The sequence below is a fragment of the Pseudoalteromonas sp. ECSMB14103 genome, assembly GCF_000813065.1.
GTDB classification, from domain to species: domain Bacteria; phylum Pseudomonadota; class Gammaproteobacteria; order Enterobacterales; family Alteromonadaceae; genus Pseudoalteromonas; species Pseudoalteromonas marina.
This window is the reverse complement of the sequence record NZ_JWGY01000001.1, coordinates 786,870-811,128: the sequence shown is the minus strand read 5'-3', so window position 1 is coordinate 811,128 and position 24,259 is coordinate 786,870. Positions and strand designations below refer to the sequence as shown.

Genomic DNA, 24,259 nt, shown 5'->3' with positions numbered 1-24,259 from the left:
AATTAGTTTTTCTCGTCTTCTCGTTTTTCGTTTTCTAGCTCGTCATCCGCATCGTCTTCGTTATCGCCATTAACAATATCGGCAATCTCTTTTAAACGCGCAAGTGCGATGCCGTTTACTGAACTTTCAGGGTATACATCGTCGATGAGTTCGCCCGCTTCAATATCCATCAGTAAGTTTAGCGCCTGATCGACCGTCTCTACTGCGTAAATATTAAATTTGCCTTGCTCTACTGCATTGAGTATTTCGTCGTCTAAAACCAAATTAACTTGGTTTGACTTAGGAATAATGACGCCTTGCTCACCCGTTAAGCCGCGCATTTTACACAACTTAAAAAAGCCTTCTATCTTCTCGTTTACACCACCAATGGCTTGTACATCACCATGTTGGTTTATAGACCCCGTAAGCGCAATTGATTGGCTTATTGGTAAGCTTGTAATAGCCGAAATTAACGCGCAAAGCTCTGCCAACGAGGCGCTATCGCCGTCTATGTAGCCATAGCTTTGTTCTATTGCAATGTTTGCGCTGAGCGTAAGGCTAAATTGCTGAGCATATTTATTACCTAAATAACCAGTAAGTAACATCACGCCTTTAGAGTGAATAGCTTTACCCAGTTCTGCTTCGCGCTCTACGTCTATTACGCCATCAGCGCCGGCGTATACCGTGGCAGTAATTCGCGCCGGTGTGCCAAACGACGTATCACCAATGTGCAGTACCGTTAAGCCATTTACCTTACCAATGGCTTGTCCGGTTGTAGCAATTAACGTATGACCTTCTTTGATATCACTAAGCATATTTTCACTAATTTGACCGGTGCGGTATTGCTTCCCCTCAATGGCTTCATCAATATGATGCGCATCAATAACCGTTAGCTTATCTTGTTTCGCGTAGTAACTTGCCTCAGCCACCAGCTCTAACACATCAGCAAAGCGCGCTGACAGCTTATTATGATGCTCAGCTTGGCGATAACTAAATTTAAGCAATCTCACCATAGCGGCTTGCGTTGTAGTGCACTTAAGCGTTTTTTCGCAGTACTCTGTCACTTTAGTAATAAACTGATACTGTAACTTATCACTGCTCGGTAAGTAGTAATCAAAATCAGCTAGTACTCTGAATAGCTCTGCGAATTCTTCATCGTATTCACCTATGGTGTAATACAAATCGCGCGAGCCCAATAAAATAATTTTTACATCAAGTGGGATCAATTGCGGGCGAAGCGTAAAGCTCGTGCCTACTGTACTATCTTGATATGGTAAGTCATTTTTAATTTGGTGCATTTTCAGCGATAACTTTAGCCCATCCCACACCTGTGGGTTAGCCATTACTTTTTCAGCATCCATTATCAAATAACCGCCATTTGCACGGTGTAATGCACCGGGCTGAATTGAGCGGTAGCTGGTGATTAGTGTACCTTGTGAAGTGGCATACTCTATTTTGCCAAATAAATTACCAAAGGTAGGGTTAGGCTCGTACACCACAGGAGCTGCATCGTCTTCTTTAAACTCGACTAAAATATTGGGGGCAAAAAAGTCAGTGAGCATGCCTTTACGATCAAAGTCTTCCTTATTTTCTTCGTTTTCGTCTTCATCGTCTAGCCATTCAAGTACAGCATCTATAATTTCTACACGTATGTCTTTTAAATAGCGAAGCACGCCAATATGTGTGGCGTATTTATGTTCTAAATCTTTTAACAGTGGTTTAGTTGCTTGCTCAGCGGTCGACTTTTTAAGGTTGCGGAGTTTTTCTTTTGATTCACGTTTCCAACGCGGCAACTCTATCAGAGCTTCAATTAACGCATCTTCTAGTTTTTCTATTTTCTCAAAAAACGCTTCGCGAAGATCATCTTCAAGTTCTGCAAACTCGCTATCACTCAATTGCTTGCCATCTATAAGCGGCGCAAAGCCCACTGAGCTTTTTTCTTCAACAAGTGCAACGCTTTGCTCAAGCGCAGCCACTTCAACGGCGGTAATTGCGCTGTCGTAAGCATCATTAAATTCACGATCAATTGATTTTTTCTTTCGCTGGTAAGCAGGGTTATCAAATGCGGCTGGAAACGTGTCGAGCACTTCGTCTAAAAACGAGTCTATGTCGTCACTCAATTGCTTGCTTTGCCCTGCCTGCATAAACAATGCTATTGGCTCGCGATGGTCGTCGTAGTTATTAACATACAACCATTCGTTTGGGGTTACTCGGCCTTTGGCATGTTGTTTTAGTTTGTCCTTTACGAGTGTGTAACGCCCATGTGCGGCTTCGCCCATAACGTAAACGTTATAACCAGGTAATTCCATCCCCAGCGAAAAGTCCAGCGCACTTTGTGCACGTTGTTGCCCAATAAAATTGAGTTGCTCTGGGTAGGGATTATTCATGCACGTCAGTACGTGATTAGCAGAAATACTAGGTGCAAGCGTTGATACAGGTAGTGGCAGCAGTTTTTTCGTCATTCTAACTTCTTTATATACCAGCATAATCGCTGGCTTTTGGGCGTATTAAGTGGCCAGCAGCCACTTAATACATATGCTTAAGGGTGCAGTGCCTTACGACTAAAATAGATTCCATCACACTCAATACACGGTAAAATTTGTGTGGCGTGATAAACATCGTAACTATGAGTGCAATTCTTACATACTAATGTGCCCATGGCTATCCATTCACCTGCGTGATACACCCCATTATGTTTAAAATCTTGGTTTAGGGATTGCCATTCCAGCTGAGTTTTGTCTTCTATATGTGAAAGTTCAAACCATAAAGACTCTTTAAGCTCTTGCCATGCAAGCGAATTATAGTGGGAATCGTTTTCGCTAAGGTGCTCTATGTCACGTTTTAAGTAGTTGCGGTAGAGCTGATACTTTTCCTCACCTAAATTTTTAAGTGCTTGCTCTGATTCAACAAAACGAGTTACCGCATCTTTTACCTCATGATCTTTGATGTCTTTTAGCCACGCGCTTAAATCACTAAGCCATGCTTTATAATCTGCCATTATGTACTCCTTCAAAATTGCTAATAAACGAGTTGGATTGACGCAATATTTATGAATCTTTGCTCAGGCCACTAAGTGACATTTTATAATGTGATTAGAAAACCCTAAACTGAGCAAATTTCAATCTACACAGGTCAACACGCCTGACGTTTAACATAGATAAGTATAGGTTAACCTGACATGAAGGTTACAATTTAGCAAAACGGTGTTTTTGACGCTGTGAATAGTGCTTTATTTGGGTTATCCTATCGGCAATTTTTTATTAGTTTGCAAGAAGTCTGGAATCGTAGATGCAAGAGCAATATAACCCGCAAGATATAGAGTCAAAAGTACAAAGCTACTGGGAAGAAAACCAAGTATTTAAAGTCACTGAAGATGAGAGCAAAGAAAAATATTACTGTCTTTCTATGTTCCCTTATCCAAGTGGTCGACTGCATATGGGTCATGTGCGTAACTACACCATTGGTGATGTTGTTTCTCGTTTCCAGCGCCTGCAAGGCAAAAACGTAATGCAGCCTATGGGTTGGGATGCGTTTGGTTTACCAGCAGAAAACGCCGCTATTAAAAATAAAACAGCGCCTGCAAAGTGGACTTACGAAAACATTGATTACATGCGTAACCAACTTAAGCAATTAGGTTTTGGTTACGATTGGGATCGTGAAATTGCAACGTGTCACCCAGAGTACTATAAGTGGGAGCAGTGGTTTTTTACTAAGCTTTACGAAAAAGGCTTAGTGTACAAAAAAATGTCGACCGTAAACTGGGATCCGGTTGATCAAACTGTACTTGCTAACGAACAAGTTATTGACGGTCGCGGTTGGCGCTCTGGCGCTGTGGTTGAGCAAAAAGAAATTCCACAGTGGTTTATTAAGATTACCGACTACGCACAAGAGCTTTTAGACGATTTAGACAAATTAGACGACTGGCCTGAGCAAGTTAAAACCATGCAGCGCAATTGGATTGGCCGCTCTGAAGGTTTAGACATTGAGTTTACGCGTACCGATAACAACGAAAAGTTTAGCGTATACACCACTCGCCCAGATACTTTTATGGGTGTAACTTATCTCGCCGTTGCCGGTGGCCACCCTATTGCCCAAGAAGCAGCTAAAAACAGCGATGCGATTGCAATGTTTGTTGAAGAATGCAAAAACACCAAAGTAGCCGAAGCAGATATGGCAACAATGGAGAAAAAAGGCATTGCAACAGGCTTTTACGCAACTCACCCATTAACAGGCGAGCAAGTGCCTATTTGGGTAGCTAACTTTGTGCTTATGCATTACGGCTCAGGCGCGGTAATGGCAGTACCTGCCCACGACCAACGTGACTTTGAGTTTGCAAATGCATACGGCCTAGATATTAAACAAGTTATTGCGCCTGTTGAAGGCTCAGACTTTGAAGTAAACCTAGCGCAAGAAGCATTCACCGAAAAAGGTGTATTAGTAAACTCTGGCGAATTTGACGGATTAGACTTTTCAGCAGCGTTTAATGCGATTGCCGACAAACTAGAAGCACTAGGCGTGGGTGAGCGTAAAGTAAACTTCCGTTTACGTGACTGGGGTGTTAGCCGCCAACGTTATTGGGGCTCTCCAATTCCAATGCTGAGCGACGAAAACGGCAACGAGCTTGCTGCAACAGAAGATATGTTACCCGTTCGCTTACCAGAAGACGTGGTAATGAATGGTGTAACATCACCAATAAAAGCAGACCCTGAGTGGGCTAAAACCACAGTAAACGGCGTACCTGCTTCTCACGAAACTGACACCTTCGATACTTTTATGGAATCGTCTTGGTATTACGCACGTTACTGTAGCCCGCGTTACGACGAAGGCATGTTAGACCCAGCAGCCGCTAACTATTGGTTACCTGTAAACCAATACATAGGTGGTATTGAACACGCAATTTTACACTTATTGTACTCACGCTTTTTCCATAAACTATTACGTGACTTTGGTTTAGTAAATTCAGACGAGCCATTTGACCGCTTACTATGTCAAGGCATGGTATTGGCTGAAACGTTCTATCGTAAAGATGAGAAAGGTGGTGATATTTGGATTTCACCAAGCGATGTTGAAACAGAAACTGACGAGAAAGGTCGAGTTACTAAAGCATGGCACAAGGAAGATGGCGAACCAGTATTTTCTTCAGGCATGAGCAAAATGTCTAAGTCTAAAAATAACGGTATAGACCCACAACAAGTAATTGCACAATACGGTGCTGATACAGTGCGTTTATTCATGATGTTTACTGCACCACCAGAACAAACACTTGAATGGTCAGATTCTGGCGTTGAAGGCGCGCACCGATTCTTAAAACGTGTATGGAAATACGCAGTAGACGTGAAAGCGGCAGGTTACCAAGCACTTGAAAAGTCTGCGCTTACTAACCCACAAAAAGTACTTCGTCGCGAATTACACAAAGCCATTGCAAAGGTAAGTGATGATGTTGAACGTCGTCAAACGTTTAACACGGCGATTGCTGCCATTATGGAGCTGTCTAATAAGTTAATTAAAGCGCCACTTAACGATGCACAAGACATTGCCATTGCAAACGAAGCACTTGAAGCGTTAATTATTATGCTTGCCCCTATTACGCCGCATTTATCTCATGAGTTGTGGGAAGAACTAGGTAAAGACGGTGATATTTTAGATGCAGCATGGCCAACAGTTGACGAGTCAGCCTTGGTTGAAGATGAAAAGCTCATCATCGTTCAAGTAAACGGTAAGCTTCGCGCTAAGCTAACTGTGGCAGCAGATGCAACACAAGAACAAGTAGAAACACTTGCCTTTGCAGAAGCAAACGTAACTAAGTTTACTGATGGTAAAACCATTCGTAAGATAATTTACGTGCCAGGTAAACTACTTAACGTGGTTGCTAACTAATATGGCTGTATTTAAGGCCATTAAAAACGGGCTAGCCTTAGCGCTAGTCTGTTTTTTGTTATCTAGTTGTGGGTTTCACTTAAAGCAAGCGTCAAGCCTGCCTGATAATCTAAAACTCATTACGCTTATTGGTGATGACGAAAAATCAGCTTTATTTGAACAGCTACAAAAAGAGCTGTTAGCAAGTGAAGTTGAACTTACCTCTTCATCTAAAAACGTAGCGCAGCTGTATTTACGTAAAGAAACCATAGAACGCCAAACGTTGTCGTTATTTAAAAATGGCCAGGTTGCTGAATACGAACTTGCCTATGGCGTTTCATATGTTCTAAAACACCCCAATAAAGATGCTATAGAAAAACGCTTTGAGCTTTATAGAAATTATCAAGACGACCCCGATAACGCACTTGCCAAAGCCAAAGAGCTAGAGCTGCTAATTAACGAAATTCGTAAGCAAGCAAGTCGCCGTATTGTTAGAGAGCTGTCGCAACTGTAATGCGCTGTTACGCTAATCAATTACCTAACGAGTTAAACAAAGGCTTAAAACCTTTTTACCTAGTTTTTGGTGAAGAGCCTTTTCAAGAAGCACAGTGTGTTCAGCTAATACGCGATACTGCCAAAGCACAAGGCTTTGATGAAGTCATTAAATTTACTTTAATGCAAGGATTTGATTGGCAAGAAATAATAGCGCAATATCAAAGTATGTCATTATTTAGTGCACGCACTATTATTGAATTTGATCTAAACCAGCAAAAGCCCGGTGTAATTGGTAGTAATACCTTTAAGCGTGTCGTTGAGCTTGTTAACCCCGACACGATATTAATTATTAAAGGTGCAAAAGCGAGCCAAGAAGTACAACGCGGTGCCTGGTTTAAAGCGCTCGACAAACAAGGTGTATTTGTACCTTGTTACCCACTGACTGGCTCGCACGTAAAACGATGGCTTGATGAGCAATGTCAACGCTTGGCTCTTAACATGCAAAATGATGCCAAATTAAGCCTTATCAATGCTACAGAAGGTAACCTTCTAGCGTGTTTTCAGGAACTTGAAAAGCTCTCCTTACTGCATGGCAACGCACTTATTACCCAGCAATTGGTTATGCAAGGGCTATTAAATCAAGCCAAATTTGATATTTTTGATTTAAGCGATGCCTTATTAAATGGTCATGCCAAGCAAGCCATTAAAGTTTTGAACAAACTAGCCAGTGACAACACTGAAGTTGTGAGTATATTATGGGCGATTACAAAAGAGCTCAACACCTTGATGAATGTGCAATTGGGATTGTTAAATGGTGAGCCAATCGCTAGCTTATTTAAACAAAATGCCATTTGGAAAAATCAGCAAGGGCCGGTGCAAAATGCCGTTAATCGCCTAAATATTACTGTACTTGAGCAAATTAATAGTGACATTGCTTTATTTGATGCAAGCTATAAACAAGGCAACTTAATTGCTCCTTATCAGGCACTTGCACATATTTGTATTAAGTTTTGTCAACCGCTCGATATTCCTATGCCGTGTCACAGCCTTAATTAGTTGCTTAACCTGTCGGACAGAAAAATGATTGCTATTTTTGGTGGCACCTTCGACCCCGTTCATCTAGGCCATATTAATATGGCTCAGCAATGTGTAAGCGCATTTAATTTAAGCACATTGTATTTTATGCCCTGCGCACTACCTTCCCACAAAGCGGCACCAGGTATAAGCACAGAACATCGTGTTAACATGCTCAATGCGGCGATTAAACCGTACCCTCATTTTGCACTCGATTTAAGAGAGCTAGATCGTTCAGGCCCATCATACTCATTACTTAGCCTGCAAGAACTGCGTAAAGAGTACCCAAGTACACCTATTTTATTTTTGATTGGAATGGATTCATTTAATTCACTAAATAAGTGGTTTGAATGGCAAACAATTACTGAGCTTTGCCATATTGTGGTATATCAACGACCAGCGCAGAGTTGTCAGGTAACAGGTGAGCTTAAACACTACATGCAGCATGCCCTCGTGGATGACCCCGCTCTTATTACAGAGCATTTAGGTGGTAAACTTTACTTTTTACCGGGTAAAATGCTTGATGCAGCTTCTAGTTCTATTCGTGATGATCTTAAAAAAAGTAACAAAAAGAATGAACTATTACCCGATGCCGTGAGTCATTACATACAAATGCATCAGCTATATCAAATTGATGCTTAAAAATGCCTAGCGTGTTAAAATACGCGCCATTAAATTTTTAAATTGAGACAAAACCTTGGATTCAAAACAACTACTCGCCTTTGCAATGGATAAAATTGACGATATGAAAGCGCGTGACATCGTTGACATAGACGTAACTGATAAATCAGACATTACCGATTACATGGTAATTTGTACTGGCACGTCTAAACGCCACGTTCAATCAATCGCCGACCACTTAGCAAAAGAAGCACGTCATGCAGATTCAGAGCCATTAGGCTATGAAGGCGAAAATGACGGCGAATGGGCACTGGTTGATTTAGGCGATGTGGTTGTACACGTGATGCAAACTGAAGCACGTAGCTATTACGATCTAGAAAAACTGTGGGGCTAACCACCCACTTGTTAAAAGCAACGCTTGGAAGTTATTCGTGAAAATACAAATGATTGCTGTTGGTACAAAAATGCCAGCGTGGGTAGAAACGGGATTTGCTGAATACCAGCGCCGTTTTCCCAAGGATATGGCTTTAGAGCTAATTGAAATACCCGCCGGTAAACGTGGCAAAAATGCCGATATAAAGCGTATTTTACATATTGAAGGCGAAAAAACATTAGCCGCTATTCCTAAAGGCAATCGTATTGTTACGCTAGAAGTCACTGGCAAAGCGCTAGATACTCACCAACTTGCTAAAAACATGGAAAAATGGCAACTCGATGGCCGCGATGTAAGTTTACTTATTGGCGGCCCAGAAGGACTTGCTCCAGAATGCATTGCTGCATCGGAGCAAAAATGGTCGTTATCGAACCTAACATTACCACACCCTTTGGTGCGAATTATTGTTGCAGAAAGCCTATATAGGGGCTGGAGCTTAAATAACAATCATCCCTATCATCGCGAGTAACGCCTTGCCATGCTAAAACAAAGACCCACTATTCGCGATCACTCCGCAGAAGCAAATTTGTTTGCACGGCGTGCATTTGTGGGTTTTGTTTTTGTATTAGGGTTAGTAGCTGTTTTAATTACTAATCTTTACAATATTCAAGTAAAAGACCACCAAGATTATCAAACCCGCTCCAACGACAACCGTATTAAAGTTATTCCTATTGCACCTAATCGCGGTTTAATTTACGACCGAAACGGTGTACTGCTTGCTGAGAACAAACCCGTTTATAATCTCGAGGTGATCCCCGAGGAGGTTGATAACCTTGAAAAATCACTTGAACAAGTAAGCCAACTAATCACGATTACAGAACAAGAAAAACAAGATTTTTTAAAAGATATAAAAAACACGCGCCGTTTTAAATCGCAAGTACTTAAAGCGCGCCTTGATGAAGCCGATGTTGCTACATTTTCGGTTAACCAGCATAAATTCCCCGGGTTTAGTATCGAGGCCCGTTTAGCACGTTATTACCCATTCGGCGACACGCTTACTCATGCCCTAGGTTATGTTGCAAAGCTAAACCGAAAAGAGCTGAACAAGCTCGAACAAGAGGGCCAAGCCACAAACTATCGTGCAACCCACGATATTGGCAAACTCGGTATTGAAAAATACTACGAGCAACTTTTACATGGTCAAGTCGGTTCGCAACGTGTAGAAGTTAATAACCGTGGTCGTGTTATCCGCACCCTGAGTATGCTTCCCCCACAGCCAGGTAGTGATTTAGTGTTAACGCTCGATATCGGCCTGCAACAAATAGCCCAACATGCACTCAAAGACATGCGCGGTGCGGTTGTCGTAATGGATGCAAAAGATGGCGGAATACTTGCGCTATATTCGAACCCAAGCTACGACCCCAATTTATTTGTACACGGTATTAGCAGTAAAAATTATAAGGCACTTCTTAACCCAGATCGCCCACTCATTAATAGAGCTACCCAAGGCCGATACGCACCAGCATCCACCATTAAACCGCATATGGCTATTTTAGCACTTGAAGAAAACATGGTGACGGAAGGGACAACCATGTGGGACCCGGGCTTTTTCCAAATTCAAAACGTAGAGCACAAATGGCGCGACTGGAAACGTTGGGGGCATGGCCATGTGGATGTATACAAAGCCATTGAAGAGTCGTGCGATACGTACTTTTACGATACCGCGTACCGATTAGGCATTACAAAAATTAGTAATTTTATGGCGCGCTTTGGTTTTGGCGACCTATCGGGTATAGATATACACGAAGAAACCACCGCGATATTGCCTTCAAAAGAATGGAAAGAAAACAGATTTAAAGAGTCATGGTGGCGTGGCGATACAATTTCTGTAGGCATTGGCCAAGGATATTGGACCGCAACACCGATTCAAATTGCTAATGCAACTAACATACTTGTTAACAAAGGGGTTAACCACCCTCCTCACTTAGCGCAAGTGGCTAAAAAAGAGGACGATGTGACGCAAATAAATAATGAAGAAAAACCACCTGTAGTACTGAACAATCCTGACAATTGGCGTATAGCCATTGATGCTATGCACAATACCGTAACTAAAGTCACAGGTACCGCCCACAAAGCGTTTAAGGGCGTAAACTACGACCCTGCAGGTAAAACAGGCACGGCACAAGTTGTGAGCATTGCACAAGGTGAAAAATACGATGCAGAATCACTTAAAGAGCGACAACGCGATAATGCCATTTATGTGGGGTTTGCCCCTTACAATAATCCTCAAATAGTTGTGTCTATTGTTGTTGAAAATAATGGTGGTGGCAGCACGGTTGGCGCACCTATTGCCAGGCAGTTAATGGATTATTACTTTGCAGCTAACCCTGTTGAACTGGCAAGGAATAACACCCTATGACCGCCCTGCATGACAAGCGCTCTATTTGGATGCGCATGCATTTAGACTTGCCTTTACTTATTGCCATTTTACTTATGATGGCTGGAAGCATCACGGTTGTGTACAGCGCAAGTGGCCAAGAGTCAGCGATGATGATAAGACACATGACGCGGATGGGTGTGGCCATCATTGCCATGGTAGTACTTGCACAAATTCCTCCCGCGACACTGAAAAGACTCACTATACCGATGTACTGCGTTGGGTTATTAATGCTGGTTGGTGTGTTGTTATTTGGTGTGAGCTCTAAAGGCGCGCAACGTTGGCTTGATTTAGGGTTAACTCGCTTTCAACCCTCTGAATTAATGAAGCTAGCAGTACCTATGATGGTAGCTTGGTATATTGGCCGTAAACATTTACCACCACGACCACTACACTTAATTTTTGGCTTTGCGATAGTAATGCTGCCAACATTATTAATTAAAGAGCAACCAGACTTAGGAACATCAATACTGATTGCAAGCTCTGGCATATTTGTACTTTTTTTATCAGGTTTGAGCTGGCGATTAATTAGCTTTTTAAGTGCAGCGGTTGCCTTAGCAGCATGGCCATTTTGGCAGTACGGTATGCATGCTTATCAACGACAACGCGTACTAACATTTTTAGATCCGGAGAGCGACCCTCTTGGCTCGGGTTATCATATTATTCAATCTAAAATAGCCATTGGTTCTGGCGGTGTCGAAGGTAAAGGCTGGTTGCAAGGTACACAGTCACAACTTGAGTTTTTACCTGAACGGCATACCGATTTTATTTTTTCGGTATTAAGTGAGGAGTTTGGCTTATTTGGTGTCTGCGTTTTACTTAGCTTGTACTTGTTTATAATTGGCCGCAGCTTATATATTGCAGTAAATGCACAAGACGCATTTGGAAAGCTGTTAGCTGGCGCACTGACTTTAACTTTTTTTGTTTATATATTTGTAAATATTGGCATGGTATCAGGACTACTACCTGTTGTTGGTGTGCCCTTACCCCTGATAAGTTATGGTGGCACATCGATGATTACGCTAATGGCCGGCTTTGGTATTATTATGTCGATTGCGACAGACAAAAGGATGCTTTTAAAATAATGCAACGTTACGCTCAGACTCTAATAATCATCTTAATCGCTATCACTGTCAGTGCCTGTAGTAGTGGTTCGAGTGGGCGTTACCATATGCGCCATGATTCAGCCCCTCTTAGAGCACCCACAGCGCTTGAAATGCAGGATGCTATTGTTACTGAGGTGCAAAAAAGTGCTAGTGCTTCTCGCCCCTACGAGGTGCTAGGTAAACGTTACACCCCAATGCTTGACGAAACGGGTTACAAAGAAGAAGGCATTGCATCGTGGTACGGCAGAAAGTTTCACGGTTACCACACTTCAAATGGTGAAATATACGATATGTTTGCCATGACCGCGGCGCATAAAACATTACCTTTACCTAGTTTTGTTCGCGTTACAAACACGCAAAATGGCAAGTCAGTAATTGTACGCGTAAACGACCGTGGGCCTTTTCATGATGACAGAATTATTGACCTGTCATATGCGGCTGCATACAAGCTAGGCTACTATACACACGGTACAGCAAAGGTTAAGCTTGAAGCGGTTACGCTTTCGAATTCTGCTGCTAATAAAACGTATATTCAAGTAGCTGCAGGCAGTACATTGGCAAATATTGAAGCCCTTGCACAACGCTTACGCCAACAATATAAATTACCAACAAACATTGTAAAAAAAGACACTATTTACAGATTGCATTTGGGGCCAATACAAAACGCCCAACATGCAGAAAAAGTATTAAAAAAATTAAAACAAAATCAATTTCAAAACGCGTTCTTGCTTTACACTCAGTAAGACAAATACCCAAACCAGCCTAACCACACTCGCATCTCGGGGGTGTTTGGGTATAGAATGGCGTAACGCGAATTTTTAACTTTAACCATTAATGAGTATGATGAAATCAATTAAACATAAAATCCTCAAAGGTGTATGTGGCTTAGTTTGTTCAGCCGCCGTATTTTCAGCCAGCGCCCAAATTATTCCGGCACCACCTCAAGTTAATGCAAAGGGTTATTTTTTAGTAGACTTTACAACAGGTAAGGTTATTGCTGAAGGCGAAGCCGATACTAAACTTGCGCCAGCAAGCTTAACTAAAATGATGACCAGTTATGTAATTGGTACAGAAATTAAAGTTGGTAACATAGCCCCTACCGACATGGTTACAATTAGCGAAAAAGCATGGGCAAAAAACTTCCCAGAGTCTTCAAAAATGTTTATCGAAGTGGGTAAGCAAATTAGTGTTGATGAGCTCAATCATGGCATTATTATTCAATCAGGGAATGACGCCTGTGTTGCTATGTCTGAGCACATAGCAGGCAGTGAAAGTGCTTTTGCCGACTTAATGAATGCTCACGCTGCTAAATTAGGTATGACTAACAGCCACTTTATTAATAGCCATGGCCTTGATACTGATGAGCACTATACTACACCACGTGATATGGCCACGCTAAGCGCCGCACTTATCAGAGATGTACCTGAAGAGTATGCTATTTATAAAGAAAAATCATACACCTACAATGGTATTAAGCAATACAACCGTAACTCACTATTATGGGATGAAAGCTTAGACGTAGATGGTATAAAAACAGGCCACACATCTGAAGCTGGCTACAGCTTAGTTACATCAGCCACTAAAAATGGCATGCGTTTAATTGCTGTTGTTATGGGCACCTCAAGCGAGCGTGCACGTAAAGTAGAAAGCAAAAAACTACTTAACTACGGCTTTCGCTTTTTTGAAACAATTACACCTTACAAAGCGGGCGACAGCTTTGCAGAGCAGCGCATTTGGATGGGTAACAAAGAAAATGTATCGTTAGGTATTTTAGAAGATACACCTATCACTATTCCACGTGGTCAGCATAAAAACCTAAAAGCTAACTTTGAGCTAGACAACACCCTTGAAGCGCCATTAGCTAAAGGCACTAAAGTAGGCACTTTATTCTTGCAACTAGAAGGGGAAGACATTGCGCAATACCCACTAGTGACACTTGAAGAAGTGGAAGAAGGCAGCTTCTTTAGTAAAATTTATGACTACTTACGTTTACAGATCATGCAATAACTTGTAAATGACTAAGTATATATAATTTAAGCGCCTCCATTGTGAGGCGTTTTTTTTTGCTTGAAAAATGCTAGAATGCGCCCCATATATGCATCACTGCTAAACGCCTATCTGTATTAAGCTTCGTGCTTTACATAGAGTTCACACTTTTGTATGAGGAGTCACTAACGTGGTTCAACCAGTTAAAAATACTAAATTTGATGAGTACTTAGAGTACCCTTGCCCATTTACATTTAAAATTATGGGTTTAGCCAACGTTAATTTAACAGATCAAATATTAGCAAAATTACAACCTATTGCTCCGGGCGACTACGCACCAAAAGTAAAACCAAGCAGTAAAGGTAATTATGAGTCTGTTACGCTAGTAGCTACGGTTACAAGTGGTAAACACATTGAAGAAATTTACAACGTGATCAGTAATATCGATGACGTACGCCATATGCTTTAAGCCATAGTTGAGATTTGATGTGAGCGAAAACACTTTAATCGTACGCCAATTAGGTCGCCAGCGTTACATGCCTATTTGGCAAAAAATGCAAGACTTTACCGATACACGTGATGAAAACACCCCTGATGAAATTTGGCTTGTAGAGCACGAAAGTGTATTTACTCAAGGCCAAGCAGGAAAAGACGAGCATTTACTTGCCCCTGGCGACATTGAAGTAATTAAAGTTGATCGCGGTGGCCAAGTTACCTACCACGGCCCTGGCCAACAAATGATGTACGTATTATTTAACCTACGTCGTTTAAAGATAGGTGTGCGTGAACTTGTTACTTGGCTCGAAGAGTGCATTATAGAGTCGCTTGCTGAATACAATATTGAAGCATACGCTAAAGCCGACGCCCCTGGTGTTTACGTTAACGACAGCAAAATTGCATCATTAGGTTTAAGAGTTCGCCGCGGCTGCTCATTTCATGGCTTAGCATTAAATGTTAACATGGACCTAAGTCCATTTTTACGCATCAACCCGTGTGGTTATGCCGGTATGAATATGGTGCAAACAAAAGAATTAGAGGGTCCTCAAAACCTACAAAGCGCAGGTGAAGGACTCGTAAAACACATGATTAAAAAGCTTAATGCAGCACAGGTTAAGCATACTGAAGGGTTTGAAAACGAATGAATAAACCAGTCAAAATGGAACCAGGTGTAAAACTACGCGACGCAGAAAAAATGGCGTTGATCCCCGTTAAAGTTTTACCAACAGAAAAAACTGAAATGTTGCGTAAGCCAGAGTGGCTTAAAATTCGCTTACCAAAGTCAACAGAGCGTATTGACGGTATTAAACAAGCCATGCGTAAGCACGGCTTACACTCAGTATGTGAAGAGGCATCATGCCCAAACCTATCAGAGTGCTTTAACCACGGTACAGCAACCTTTATGATTTTAGGTGCTATTTGTACGCGTCGTTGCCCATTTTGTGATGTTGCTCATGGTCGCCCATTAAAACCTGATGCAGCAGAGCCTGAAAAGCTTGCACTAACAATTAAAGACATGAAGCTTAGCTACGTTGTAATTACTTCGGTTGACCGTGATGATCTTCGTGATGGCGGCGCACAGCACTTTGCCGATTGTATCCGTGAAATTCGTAAGCACAACCCAACCATTACCATCGAAATTTTAGTACCCGATTTCCGTGGCCGTATGGACCGCGCACTAGAGATTTTAATTGAGACACCGCCTGATGTGTTCAACCACAACCTAGAAACAGCACCGCGTTTGTACAAGCTTGCGCGCCCAGGTGCCGATTACAAATGGTCGTTAGAATTACTTCGTCGCTTTAAAGAAGCACACCCAGAAGTAAAAACTAAATCTGGCTTAATGGTTGGTCTGGGTGAAGAGATTAGCGAAATAGAAGAAGTACTTCGTGATCTACGTGCTCATAACGTTGACATGCTAACCGTTGGGCAATATTTACAACCTTCTAAGCATCACTTGCCAGTTAAACGTTACGTGCCGCCTGCAGAGTTTGACGCGTTGAAAGAATACGCTGATGAAATTGGCTTTACACATGCAGCCTCTGGTCCATTCGTTCGTTCAAGCTACCACGCTGACCAACAAGCTGCGGGTAAAGAAGTAAAATAATTACTTTTAAAATGCATTAAAAAAGCCCTTGGTAATTAAATTACTAAGGGCTTTTTTGTGGATTTTACAATTGTATTATGTCGATTACTTTATTAAAGAACCTTTCTTAATCACAAAATCAGCAAATCGTACCTGCTCTTCTTCAGCGCGAAGGCTATCGGCCTCTACTATTGAGCGGTAAATTCCCCATTTAGGGCGTGCAAAGTCATCATCGCTTACGCCTCGCCACATATCTATATTTTGCTCGTTTATATTCAATAGCTCTTCATTGTCGCTTAAGCGGGTAAGGATCATCTCAAATTGCCCCTCCTCGCTAAATGTGGCTTGAACAAAAACCTGTATCCACTCATCGGTTATAAGTGACCAATCTGTTTCTAAAAGGTTTTTATCAAGCCCTGTACTGTTACCGTTTTCATCAAAACCTGCGCTATATCTTACTTGTAACTGGTTCCCTATACTGTTTTTTTGAGCACCAGAGAGCGTAATGATAGGTTGATCGTCGTTACCATTGGTATTGTCGTTGGTATCGTTACGGGCTTTTATTTGGAAAAAGTGACTGAATTTACTCGTTAACTCAAGCTCACTACTTACTTTAAACTTCCAGTTGTATTGTACGGTTTCATTTTTAAAAGCAAGCGTTGCCGGGGGGGATTTATCATAGGACTTAATTTCGTTACGCTGACGATCACTTGGGCCTTTGTCTTTATCTTGGTCTTCATCGCGATGAGTTAAAAATACAAAGTGATTACCTACAATAGCGTCTGTATCTTCCACTATATGTATAACACCTTCATGATTACCGCTATACATATCAGGCGATTCAATTGAACCTTCACTAAATACATTTTCTATCAAGGTATAAGCGCTGAGCCCTAAATTAACGCCATCAGCATTTAGGGTTGTTTCATCGCTTACTACAAAATTATCTGGCTGTACTACGCCAACAACGGTAATGCTTATTGTCGCTTTAGTTCCATCAGCAGAGCTAATTACTATTTCATCAAGTAATGTGTCACCTATATCTAAAGCGGTCACGTTTGTGTCAGCGAGGTCCAAGGTGTAAGACCAACTACCATTACTTGAAAGATTAAATATACCATAACGTGTTTGACTGCTCGTCTGAGTAATAAACACCGCCTCACCAGCTTGCTCATCTGTTATAGAAAGCTCACCCACAACGGCACTTTGACGATTGCTTTCTATATTTGCTGATACTTCCCCACTGATAATTGCGGCAGATTGTACCGACAGCTCAGTGCTGACTAACTCATTTTTCGAACTCGAACTCCCACAGCCCAATAATGAAAAACTTAAAAAGCACACTGTATAGATATTTAATACACTCAAACGAAATATCGACATAACAAACCAGCCCAACACATTAATGGTAAGTAAACTTTTAAAAATATAACTTACCAATTATTAATTTTAATAACTAGTTATTTATTACCAATAACTCATTATTCGCTTTCAGGGCTAGTTAAGTGTTTTAAACTAACAGCAATAACAATGCTAAAAATATAATTAGGTTAAAACCAAGTTACTTGAGATAATCTACCCGATACCATTATTTAGGTTAAATATGAAATTATTAGTTCGTAACTTATCTCGCACTACATCAGAGCAAGATCTTCGTACACTGTTTTCAGCGCACGGCAAAGTGACTACCTGTAACTTAGTACTCGATAAAGAAACTGGCCAATCTAAAGGATTTGCCTTTGTAGAAATGCCAAACGATATTGAAAGCAAAAGCGCTATTAAAGCACTTAATCAATTAACCGTTGATAAAAGTAAGATTCGCGTAAAATACGCAGATGAAAAATAGCTGTTAGCTAAACACTTTTTTAAACCAGCTAAATGCTGGTTTTTTATTGTTGGTGTTATTTTTTATCAATCTGATCTTCCCTAAAATTGATGGCTTTAAACTACTTTAACTATATGTTTAAATTTCAATCCATTAATTTATATAAATTTATTAAAGCTACTTCCAACCTTGACGCCATTTTTCTGTGTTTTTGAGATCGCGCCAACTAATGGGGTATTGGTTTTTAGAAAACACAGACTCAGTAACACACGCTATCACGTTAGCATCTTCATCGTACTCTACCTCCACAATTACAAAATGCTTTTCTTTATTAATGGCAGGCGTTGCAGTCCATTTGCTATTGAGTAATTTTTTTGGGTTTATGTTATTCATAAAATTTAAAGTTTCTTGTCAATTTGTAAGGCTTAATACGTGCAATTATGTTCTCAAGCTCAATTAATCACTCTTAAATAAAAGCGTTAACGACTTCTCTAATAACAAAAAACCGAATAAATTTCTTTATTCGGTTTAAGAACGCTCATTGCTATGGCACTACCTAGATAGTGTAATAATTAATAAAGCTTAATCATCTTCAATATTGTCTAGGCCTTTGGTTCCCTCTTTTGGCTTAAGTTTGTGATGAATAGCCGACTTAATTAACATATAGCCACTTATTGGCGCGGTAATTAATAGAAATATAGTGATCAATATTTCCTTAACGCTTAAACCCGTTTCAGAGTTTGCAAAAAATACCATCGCGGCAATTAATATACTTGCCATACCTAAAGTGGTGGCCTTAGTTGGGCCATGTAAACGCATAAAAAAATCGGGCAGTTTTAATAAGCCTAACGAGCCAATTAAAATAAACGTGCCGCCAAATAACAATAAAATTGATACAACCCACTCGCTAATCATCTTGCCACCCTATTCAATTATATCGCCACGTAGTAAATACTTACACACCGCAACAGTACTTACAAACCCTAACATGGCTATCAACAATGCAGCCTCAAAATACAAGCCGGTTCCCATACTTATGCTGTATAAAACAATAAGTGCAATAACATTAATATACATAGTATCAAGGGCTAAAACTCTATCAGGAATCGAAGGCCCTATAATAAGGCGCCACAAATTAAGTAATAAAGAGAGCCCTATCATGGCAAAAACGATAAGTAATACGGTATCTAACATTGAAATATCTCCTTTAGTGGAGCTTCGTAACGCTTTTTAATATGCTTGATAAGCTCAGCTTCGTTATCAAGGTCAAGTACATGTATGAGCAAATAACGTTGTGTCATTTCCTCGCCCTGTGCTAACGATTCAGGAATAGGGTACACCTCCGCACTTACAGTACCGGGTGTTAACGACACACTGCTTGCTAAAATTGTAATCGGCATATCATGTGTTAAGTCTAAGGGGACTTTAATAAATGCGGGGCGTAATTTTTTGGAAGGCCCAACAATTAATAACGCAACCTGTAAGTTAGCTACAATAATATCGTAAAGTACAATTAAAAATTGTTTTAGAGCTAGCCCTGGCTTTAATATAAGCGGCTGAGGGTCTCTAAACGAGAAGCTTAAAATAGGAATAAAAATAGCAAAAAATGTTGCCAGTACAATATGACCAACCGACACACTATTATTGAGCAACAACCATACTATAAACAAAAATAAGCTGCGAAATGGTGTTGGTAACCAACGAAAACGGGCTTGTAGTCTCATTACATGCCTCCTTTTAGTACAGCATTTATGCCACCGCTAATATCATGTAATTGCGTAGCAGCACCTACCATGTATTCGCTAATCGGCCCGCCAAAAATAACTAATAATGGCGAACATGCGAGTAACCCTATAATTACCGTAACTTGTAATGGGTTTGCATCAGCGCAGTCTGGGCTTTCGCTGCGTTTATCTTTTCTTTCCCAAAACAAGCTTGTACCCGCACGAGAAAGTGCAACTAGCAATGCAAAGCTTGTTATTAAATAAACGGGCCAAAATACTAAGGCCTGCTCACTATTTAACGTCGATTTAAGTATCCATATTTTACCAACAAAGCCAGATAACGGCGGCATACCTACTACTGTTAAAGCGGCAACAACAAAACATGCCCCAAGTAAAAGCGGCTGTTTAACTGCACGCCCACCAACAAGCCTGTCGGCAACTTTACCACGTTGCTTAGTAATTAAGTCGGCTAATAAAAATAACGCGGCACTCACTAATGTTGAATGCACTAGGTAATACAATAATGCAGCCGTTGCATTTACATTTTGTAAAGCCACTAGCGCAACTAATGTACCTACAGACACTAACACTAAATTAGCAGTTAACTTACGCAAGTCTTGGGCGGCTATTGCGCCCATAGCTCCGACGATAATAGTGGCAATTGCTAATCCCCAAAGCCAAGGTTGTACCATGTGCTCAAGTGCACCCGCCTGTTCACCAAATATAACGGTGTAAACACGCAGCATGGCATATACGCCCACCTTAGTCATAATAGCAAATAAGGCTGCAACAACAGGTTTAGCGCTTGCATAGGTATTTGGAAGCCATAAATGTAGGGGCAATAATGCGCCTTTTAAAGCAAATACAATAAGTAGTAATAAACCACCGGCTTTAGCAATAAATACATCGTCACCATTAAGCTGTGATACCTTTTGCGCCATATCAGCTATATTCAATGTACCTAATACGCCATATAAAATACCTAAACCTATTAAAAATACACTTGAGCCCACTAAATTTAAAATGACATATTGTAGCGCTGCACGTGTGTTTTGTTTGTCGCCACCGTGCATAAGTAATGCATATGATGCAATAAGTAAAACTTCAAAAAATACAAACAAGTTAAACAAATCACCCGTTAAAAAAGCGCCGTTAACACCCAATACTAAGAAATGAACAAGTGGGTGATAAAAGCTCCCTTTTTCATCATCGCCTGCACTGCCATATAAAATGGCCCCAAGTCCTAAAAACGAGGTTAGCGCTACGAGTAATGTTGATAAATTGTCGGCCACAAGTACTATCCCAAAAGGGGCCGACCAATCACCAATGGCATAAACACTGATGCCTGTATTGTAAATATGTATCAATAAAAACACACTGACGGCAAACGTAACAAGCGCCATAGCATTTGATGCGTAACGGCGAATTTTTACACTTTTACCACACGGTGGAAGTAACAAAATAACCGCTGCAAGCATAGGTAATAAAATAGGTAAGGATGCTAAATGTTGAATCATTTTTGCTCCTTAACTACAGCAGCTGATTTAACTGGGCTTCCATCAACATGATCGCTCCCTAAATCAGCACGTCCACGAATAGCCAAAATAACCACAAATGCTGTCATCGCAAAACCAATTACAATAGCGGTTAAAACCAAGGCTTGAGGAAGTGGATCGGCGTAATCTGCTCCGGTACCAAGTACCACTGCTTTATTTATAGTTAAACGCCCCGATGAAAATAAAAATAAGTTTACTGCATACGAAATCATGGTAAGACCCAGTACTACAGGAAACGTGCGAGCTCTCAACAGTAAAAATATACCGCAGCTAACTAATACACCAACGCACGATGCGTATAATAGCTCCATTAAATATTCACCTCTTTTTTAGGGGCATCGGAAGTCATATTACCCAAACTAGCTAAAATCATTAATGTTGCACCTACTACGGTGAGGTACACGCCAAGGTCAAACACAATTGCACTGGCAAGCTCTGTTTTACCTACAAACGGAATATCAAAGTAATCAAACCACGTGGTTAAAAATGGCCGACCGAAGAACCAGCTACCTACACCGGTAAACATTGCGATACCTATCCCCGAGGCAATAATTTTACGGTAGTTGATGTCAAAACGCTCGGTGATCCAGTTAGAGCCATGTGCCATGTACTGCAATATGAAAGCAATTGACGTAACCAAACCAGCAATAAAACCACCACCTGGTAAGTTGTGACCACGCAAGAATATATACGCTGATACTAACAACGCCAACGGCAATAAGCTTTGTGAAATACTTGCAAGTAATATTGGGTAACGCTCACGCGCCCATGGGCGTCCTTCGCTATCACTGGCAGGCATAAATAATGGAATACGTGAAAGCACTTTAAATATACCTAATGCGGCTATACCCAGTACCGTTATTTCACCTAGGGTGTCAAATCCCCTAAAGTCGACCAAAATAACGTTAACCACGTTTGTACCGCCACCACCTGTTTTGGCATTAGCGACAAAGTAATCAGAAATAGAATTTAACGGACGCGTTAATATCGCATAACAAATACTCGCAACCACTACACCAATAGTAGAGGCGATTCCTAAGTCGCGCAGTACTCGCAACGAGCTAGACTCTTTAGGCGTATGCTGAGGTAAAAAGAACAACGCAAGCATAAGCAATATAATAGTGGCCACCTCAACAGTAAGCTGAGTTAACGCTAAATCTGGCGCAGAAAAACGAGTGAATAAAACCGACACCATTAAGCCTACAATAGACAGCATCAACAGTGCGACCATTCTCGACCTGTGCCAAATAACGGTGGCTATTGCGCCAATTATTAATAAACCAGCACCAATCGCGTTATGCACATCAACAGGTGTGCGCGGCATACTGCCAGCTAATTGTTGCATTTCAAATAATGGCCAACCGGCACAAAGTAATACGACACCCAGCATAATAACCAAATAGCGCTGTAAAGAACCATTTTCAGTGCTGTTAATCTTGCTCTGACACCATGCAACTACACTCAGCACTGCACGTTCAAAGGTTTTTTTAGCATTAAGTGTGGGAAGTGATGCCTGAAATTGAAATAAATATTTGCGATTCACGTAAATAAACAAACCACCTACAACGGCCATTGCACTCATCAGTAACGGTAGATTAAAACCATGCCAAATTGTTAATTTGTACTCTGGCATCGCTTCCCCTAACACCGCTAATGACGCCGCAGATAAAATACTATCAACAGTAAAGCTTGGGAAAATACCCACCAAAATACATAGCACAACCAGTATTTCTATTGGCACACGCATATAACGTGGTGGTTCATGCGGTGTTCTAGGCAAGTCGATTGGGTCGCCGTTAAAAAATACATCGTGAATAAAGCGTGCTGAATAGGCTACTGCAAATGCACCTGCCACCGTCGCAAGTACCGGTATTAACCATGACATAGATCCAAGTACTTGTTGATGTAGTGTTTCGGCAAAAAACATTTCTTTAGATAAGAAACCATTGAGTAGAGGTACGCCCGCCATAGCTGCAGCAGCAACCATTGCAAGAGTCGCGGTATAGGGCATAAATCGCCACATACCATTAAGTTTACGCATATCACGCGTGCCTGTTTCATGGTCAATAATACCAGTAGCCATAAATAACGAGGCTTTAAATGTTGCGTGGTTAATTATATGGAATATAGCTGCAACCGTTGCAAGCTCGGTATCAAGGCCAAGCAATAGCGTGATCAAACCTAAATGGCTAATTGTCGAATACGCAAGTAAACCCTTTAAATCGTGCTTAAATAACGCTATGTAAGCACCAAATAACAATGTAGCTAAACCAGTTAAACCAACTAATAAAAACCACATTTCGGTTCCAGCTAAAGCTGGATAAAAACGCGCAAGTAAAAAGATACCGGCTTTAACCATCGTTGCTGAGTGCAAGTAAGCGCTAACGGGCGTAGGTGCTGCCATTGCATGAGGTAACCAAAAATGAAACGGAAACTGAGCCGATTTAGTAAATGCACCCAGCAATACTAAAACAAGTGCTAACTCGTATAAATCATGGGATTGAATAATGGCTTTGCTTGCCAAAATAACATCCAACTCATAACTGCCAACAATATCACCTAGCAACATTAACCCGCCAAGTAGTGCTAAACCACCCGCCCCTGTTACGGCTAAAGCCATTCGCGCGCCCTTACGCGCTTCAGATTTATGCCACCAATAACTTATCAATAAAAAAGAACTGATACTGGTTAATTCCCAGAATAGCCATAGCTGTATAACGTTATTAGACATAACAATGCCTAGCATTGCTGTCATAAATAACATTAAGTAGCTGTAAAGCTTAGCCATTGAGTCATTGGCGCTGAGGTAATAACGTGTATATACAATAACAAGCAAACCAATGCCTAATATCATAAACATAAACAAGAGGCTTAAACCGTCTATACGAAGCGATAAATCTAGACCAATAGAGGGGATCCACGCTAAGGAATAGCGGATAGTTTCACCGGCAAGAACCGCTGGTGCATGGTATAAAGTAATCCCCAAAGCAGTTAACGGTGCAAGCACAGTAGCAAATGTACTTTGATTGCGAGAAAGTTTGCCTGTGAATGCAGAAATAACACTGCCAATCAAGGATAACAAGGGTATCCAGAGCAAAGTCATAATGTAGGGCCTTTTATAATCATAAGTTTATCAGGGCGCCA

At 41.1% G+C, this 24,259-nt stretch carries 24 protein-coding genes; 14 read left to right on the top strand and 10 right to left on the bottom strand.

What is annotated here, in order from left to right; all coding sequences use genetic code 11:
* Positions 1–2 precede the first annotated feature (2 nt).
* Positions 3–2,441 (bottom strand): Lon protease family protein, encoded by a 2,439-nt coding sequence (locus RF53_RS03715; RefSeq protein ID WP_235420591.1) that lies wholly within the window; start codon positions 2,439–2,441, stop codon positions 3–5.
* Between the two features lie 77 nt (positions 2,442–2,518).
* On the bottom strand, positions 2,519–2,977 hold the full coding sequence (locus tag RF53_RS03710; protein ID WP_010555995.1) for a zinc ribbon-containing protein: 459 nt from the start codon (positions 2,975–2,977) through the stop codon (positions 2,519–2,521).
* A gap of 290 nt (positions 2,978–3,267) precedes the next feature.
* Here RF53_RS03710 and leuS point away from each other — a divergent pair, with 290 nt between their 5' ends.
* From leuS to lipA, 13 genes are all read left to right on the top strand, one after another.
* Positions 3,268–5,856 (top strand): leucine--tRNA ligase, encoded by a 2,589-nt coding sequence (leuS, locus tag RF53_RS03705; protein ID WP_039036648.1) that lies wholly within the window; start codon positions 3,268–3,270, stop codon positions 5,854–5,856.
* A gap of 1 nt (position 5,857) precedes the next feature.
* Positions 5,858–6,349 (top strand): LPS-assembly lipoprotein LptE, encoded by a 492-nt coding sequence (locus RF53_RS03700; RefSeq protein WP_006793400.1) that lies wholly within the window; start codon positions 5,858–5,860, stop codon positions 6,347–6,349.
* The gene (gene holA, locus RF53_RS03695; RefSeq protein WP_008128152.1) at positions 6,349–7,386 is read left to right on the top strand and encodes a DNA polymerase III subunit delta; all 1,038 of its coding nucleotides are present in this window, start codon (positions 6,349–6,351) and stop codon (positions 7,384–7,386) included. Before RF53_RS03700 ends, holA begins: the two co-directional genes overlap by 1 nt.
* Before the next feature lie 24 nt (positions 7,387–7,410).
* A complete protein-coding gene (gene nadD / locus RF53_RS03690) occupies positions 7,411–8,046 on the top strand; it encodes a nicotinate-nucleotide adenylyltransferase (RefSeq protein ID WP_039036647.1) in 636 nt (211 codons plus the stop codon).
* Between the two features lie 55 nt (positions 8,047–8,101).
* Positions 8,102–8,419: a ribosome silencing factor gene (rsfS, locus tag RF53_RS03685; RefSeq protein WP_006793397.1), complete on the top strand. Its 318-nt coding sequence runs from the start codon at positions 8,102–8,104 to the stop codon at positions 8,417–8,419.
* 37 nt (positions 8,420–8,456) lie between these two features.
* Positions 8,457–8,927 (top strand): 23S rRNA (pseudouridine(1915)-N(3))-methyltransferase RlmH, encoded by a 471-nt coding sequence (gene rlmH / locus RF53_RS03680; RefSeq protein ID WP_002958522.1) that lies wholly within the window; start codon positions 8,457–8,459, stop codon positions 8,925–8,927.
* A gap of 9 nt (positions 8,928–8,936) precedes the next feature.
* Positions 8,937–10,817, top strand: a complete 1,881-nt coding sequence (gene mrdA, locus RF53_RS03675; protein WP_033025212.1) for a penicillin-binding protein 2 — start codon at positions 8,937–8,939, stop codon at positions 10,815–10,817.
* A complete protein-coding gene (gene rodA / locus RF53_RS03670) occupies positions 10,814–11,920 on the top strand; it encodes a rod shape-determining protein RodA (protein WP_006793395.1) in 1,107 nt (368 codons plus the stop codon). The genes mrdA and rodA overlap by 4 nt, the downstream gene beginning before the upstream one ends.
* Complete coding sequence (locus RF53_RS03665) at positions 11,920–12,684, top strand: septal ring lytic transglycosylase RlpA family protein (RefSeq protein WP_039036646.1); 765 nt, start codon at positions 11,920–11,922, stop codon at positions 12,682–12,684. The genes rodA and RF53_RS03665 overlap by 1 nt, the downstream gene beginning before the upstream one ends.
* 100 nt (positions 12,685–12,784) lie before the next feature.
* Positions 12,785–13,948, top strand: coding sequence for a serine hydrolase (locus RF53_RS03660; protein WP_008128128.1), 1,164 nt, complete (start codon positions 12,785–12,787; stop codon positions 13,946–13,948).
* Positions 13,949–14,117: 169 nt separating this feature from the next.
* Positions 14,118–14,396 carry a DUF493 family protein YbeD gene (gene ybeD, locus RF53_RS03655; protein ID WP_006793392.1) on the top strand — a complete coding sequence of 93 codons (279 nt, stop codon included), beginning with the start codon at positions 14,118–14,120 and terminating at the stop codon, positions 14,394–14,396.
* Positions 14,397–14,415: 19 nt separating this feature from the next.
* Entirely contained in the window at positions 14,416–15,069 is a 654-nt protein-coding gene (gene lipB / locus RF53_RS03650; protein ID WP_006793391.1) for a lipoyl(octanoyl) transferase LipB, read from the top strand.
* A complete protein-coding gene (gene lipA, locus RF53_RS03645; RefSeq protein WP_004585911.1) occupies positions 15,066–16,031 on the top strand; it encodes a lipoyl synthase in 966 nt (321 codons plus the stop codon). The genes lipB and lipA overlap by 4 nt, the downstream gene beginning before the upstream one ends.
* A gap of 84 nt (positions 16,032–16,115) precedes the next feature.
* Here the strand turns inward: lipA and RF53_RS03640 are convergent, their stop codons facing one another.
* On the bottom strand, positions 16,116–17,393 hold the full coding sequence (locus RF53_RS03640) for a VCBS domain-containing protein (protein WP_039036807.1): 1,278 nt from the start codon (positions 17,391–17,393) through the stop codon (positions 16,116–16,118).
* Positions 17,394–17,613: 220 nt separating this feature from the next.
* On the opposite strand from RF53_RS03640, the gene RF53_RS03635 reads away from it, so the two are divergent.
* Entirely contained in the window at positions 17,614–17,856 is a 243-nt protein-coding gene (locus RF53_RS03635; RefSeq protein ID WP_006793389.1) for an RNA recognition motif domain-containing protein, read from the top strand.
* Positions 17,857–18,012: 156 nt separating this feature from the next.
* On the opposite strand, the gene RF53_RS03630 is transcribed toward RF53_RS03635, so the two are convergent.
* The 7 genes from RF53_RS03630 to RF53_RS03600 all read right to left on the bottom strand — a co-directional run bounded on the left by RF53_RS03630 (position 18,013) and on the right by RF53_RS03600 (position 24,218).
* The gene (locus tag RF53_RS03630; RefSeq protein WP_008128120.1) at positions 18,013–18,228 is read right to left on the bottom strand and encodes a TIGR02450 family Trp-rich protein; all 216 of its coding nucleotides are present in this window, start codon (positions 18,226–18,228) and stop codon (positions 18,013–18,015) included.
* Between the two features lie 189 nt (positions 18,229–18,417).
* Positions 18,418–18,750 (bottom strand): Na+/H+ antiporter subunit G, encoded by a 333-nt coding sequence (locus tag RF53_RS03625; protein ID WP_006793387.1) that lies wholly within the window; start codon positions 18,748–18,750, stop codon positions 18,418–18,420.
* Positions 18,751–18,759: 9 nt separating this feature from the next.
* Entirely contained in the window at positions 18,760–19,029 is a 270-nt protein-coding gene (locus RF53_RS03620; RefSeq protein WP_006793386.1) for a K+/H+ antiporter subunit F, read from the bottom strand.
* Positions 19,023–19,559, bottom strand: a complete 537-nt coding sequence (locus RF53_RS03615) for a Na+/H+ antiporter subunit E (RefSeq protein ID WP_006793385.1) — start codon at positions 19,557–19,559, stop codon at positions 19,023–19,025. Before RF53_RS03615 ends, RF53_RS03620 begins: the two co-directional genes overlap by 7 nt.
* Complete coding sequence (locus RF53_RS03610; protein ID WP_039036645.1) at positions 19,559–21,076, bottom strand: monovalent cation/H+ antiporter subunit D; 1,518 nt, start codon at positions 21,074–21,076, stop codon at positions 19,559–19,561. Before RF53_RS03610 ends, RF53_RS03615 begins: the two co-directional genes overlap by 1 nt.
* Entirely contained in the window at positions 21,073–21,426 is a 354-nt protein-coding gene (locus RF53_RS03605; RefSeq protein ID WP_006793383.1) for a Na+/H+ antiporter subunit C, read from the bottom strand. Before RF53_RS03605 ends, RF53_RS03610 begins: the two co-directional genes overlap by 4 nt.
* On the bottom strand, positions 21,426–24,218 hold the full coding sequence (locus tag RF53_RS03600) for a monovalent cation/H+ antiporter subunit A (protein WP_039036644.1): 2,793 nt from the start codon (positions 24,216–24,218) through the stop codon (positions 21,426–21,428). Before RF53_RS03600 ends, RF53_RS03605 begins: the two co-directional genes overlap by 1 nt.
* Positions 24,219–24,259 lie beyond the last annotated feature (41 nt).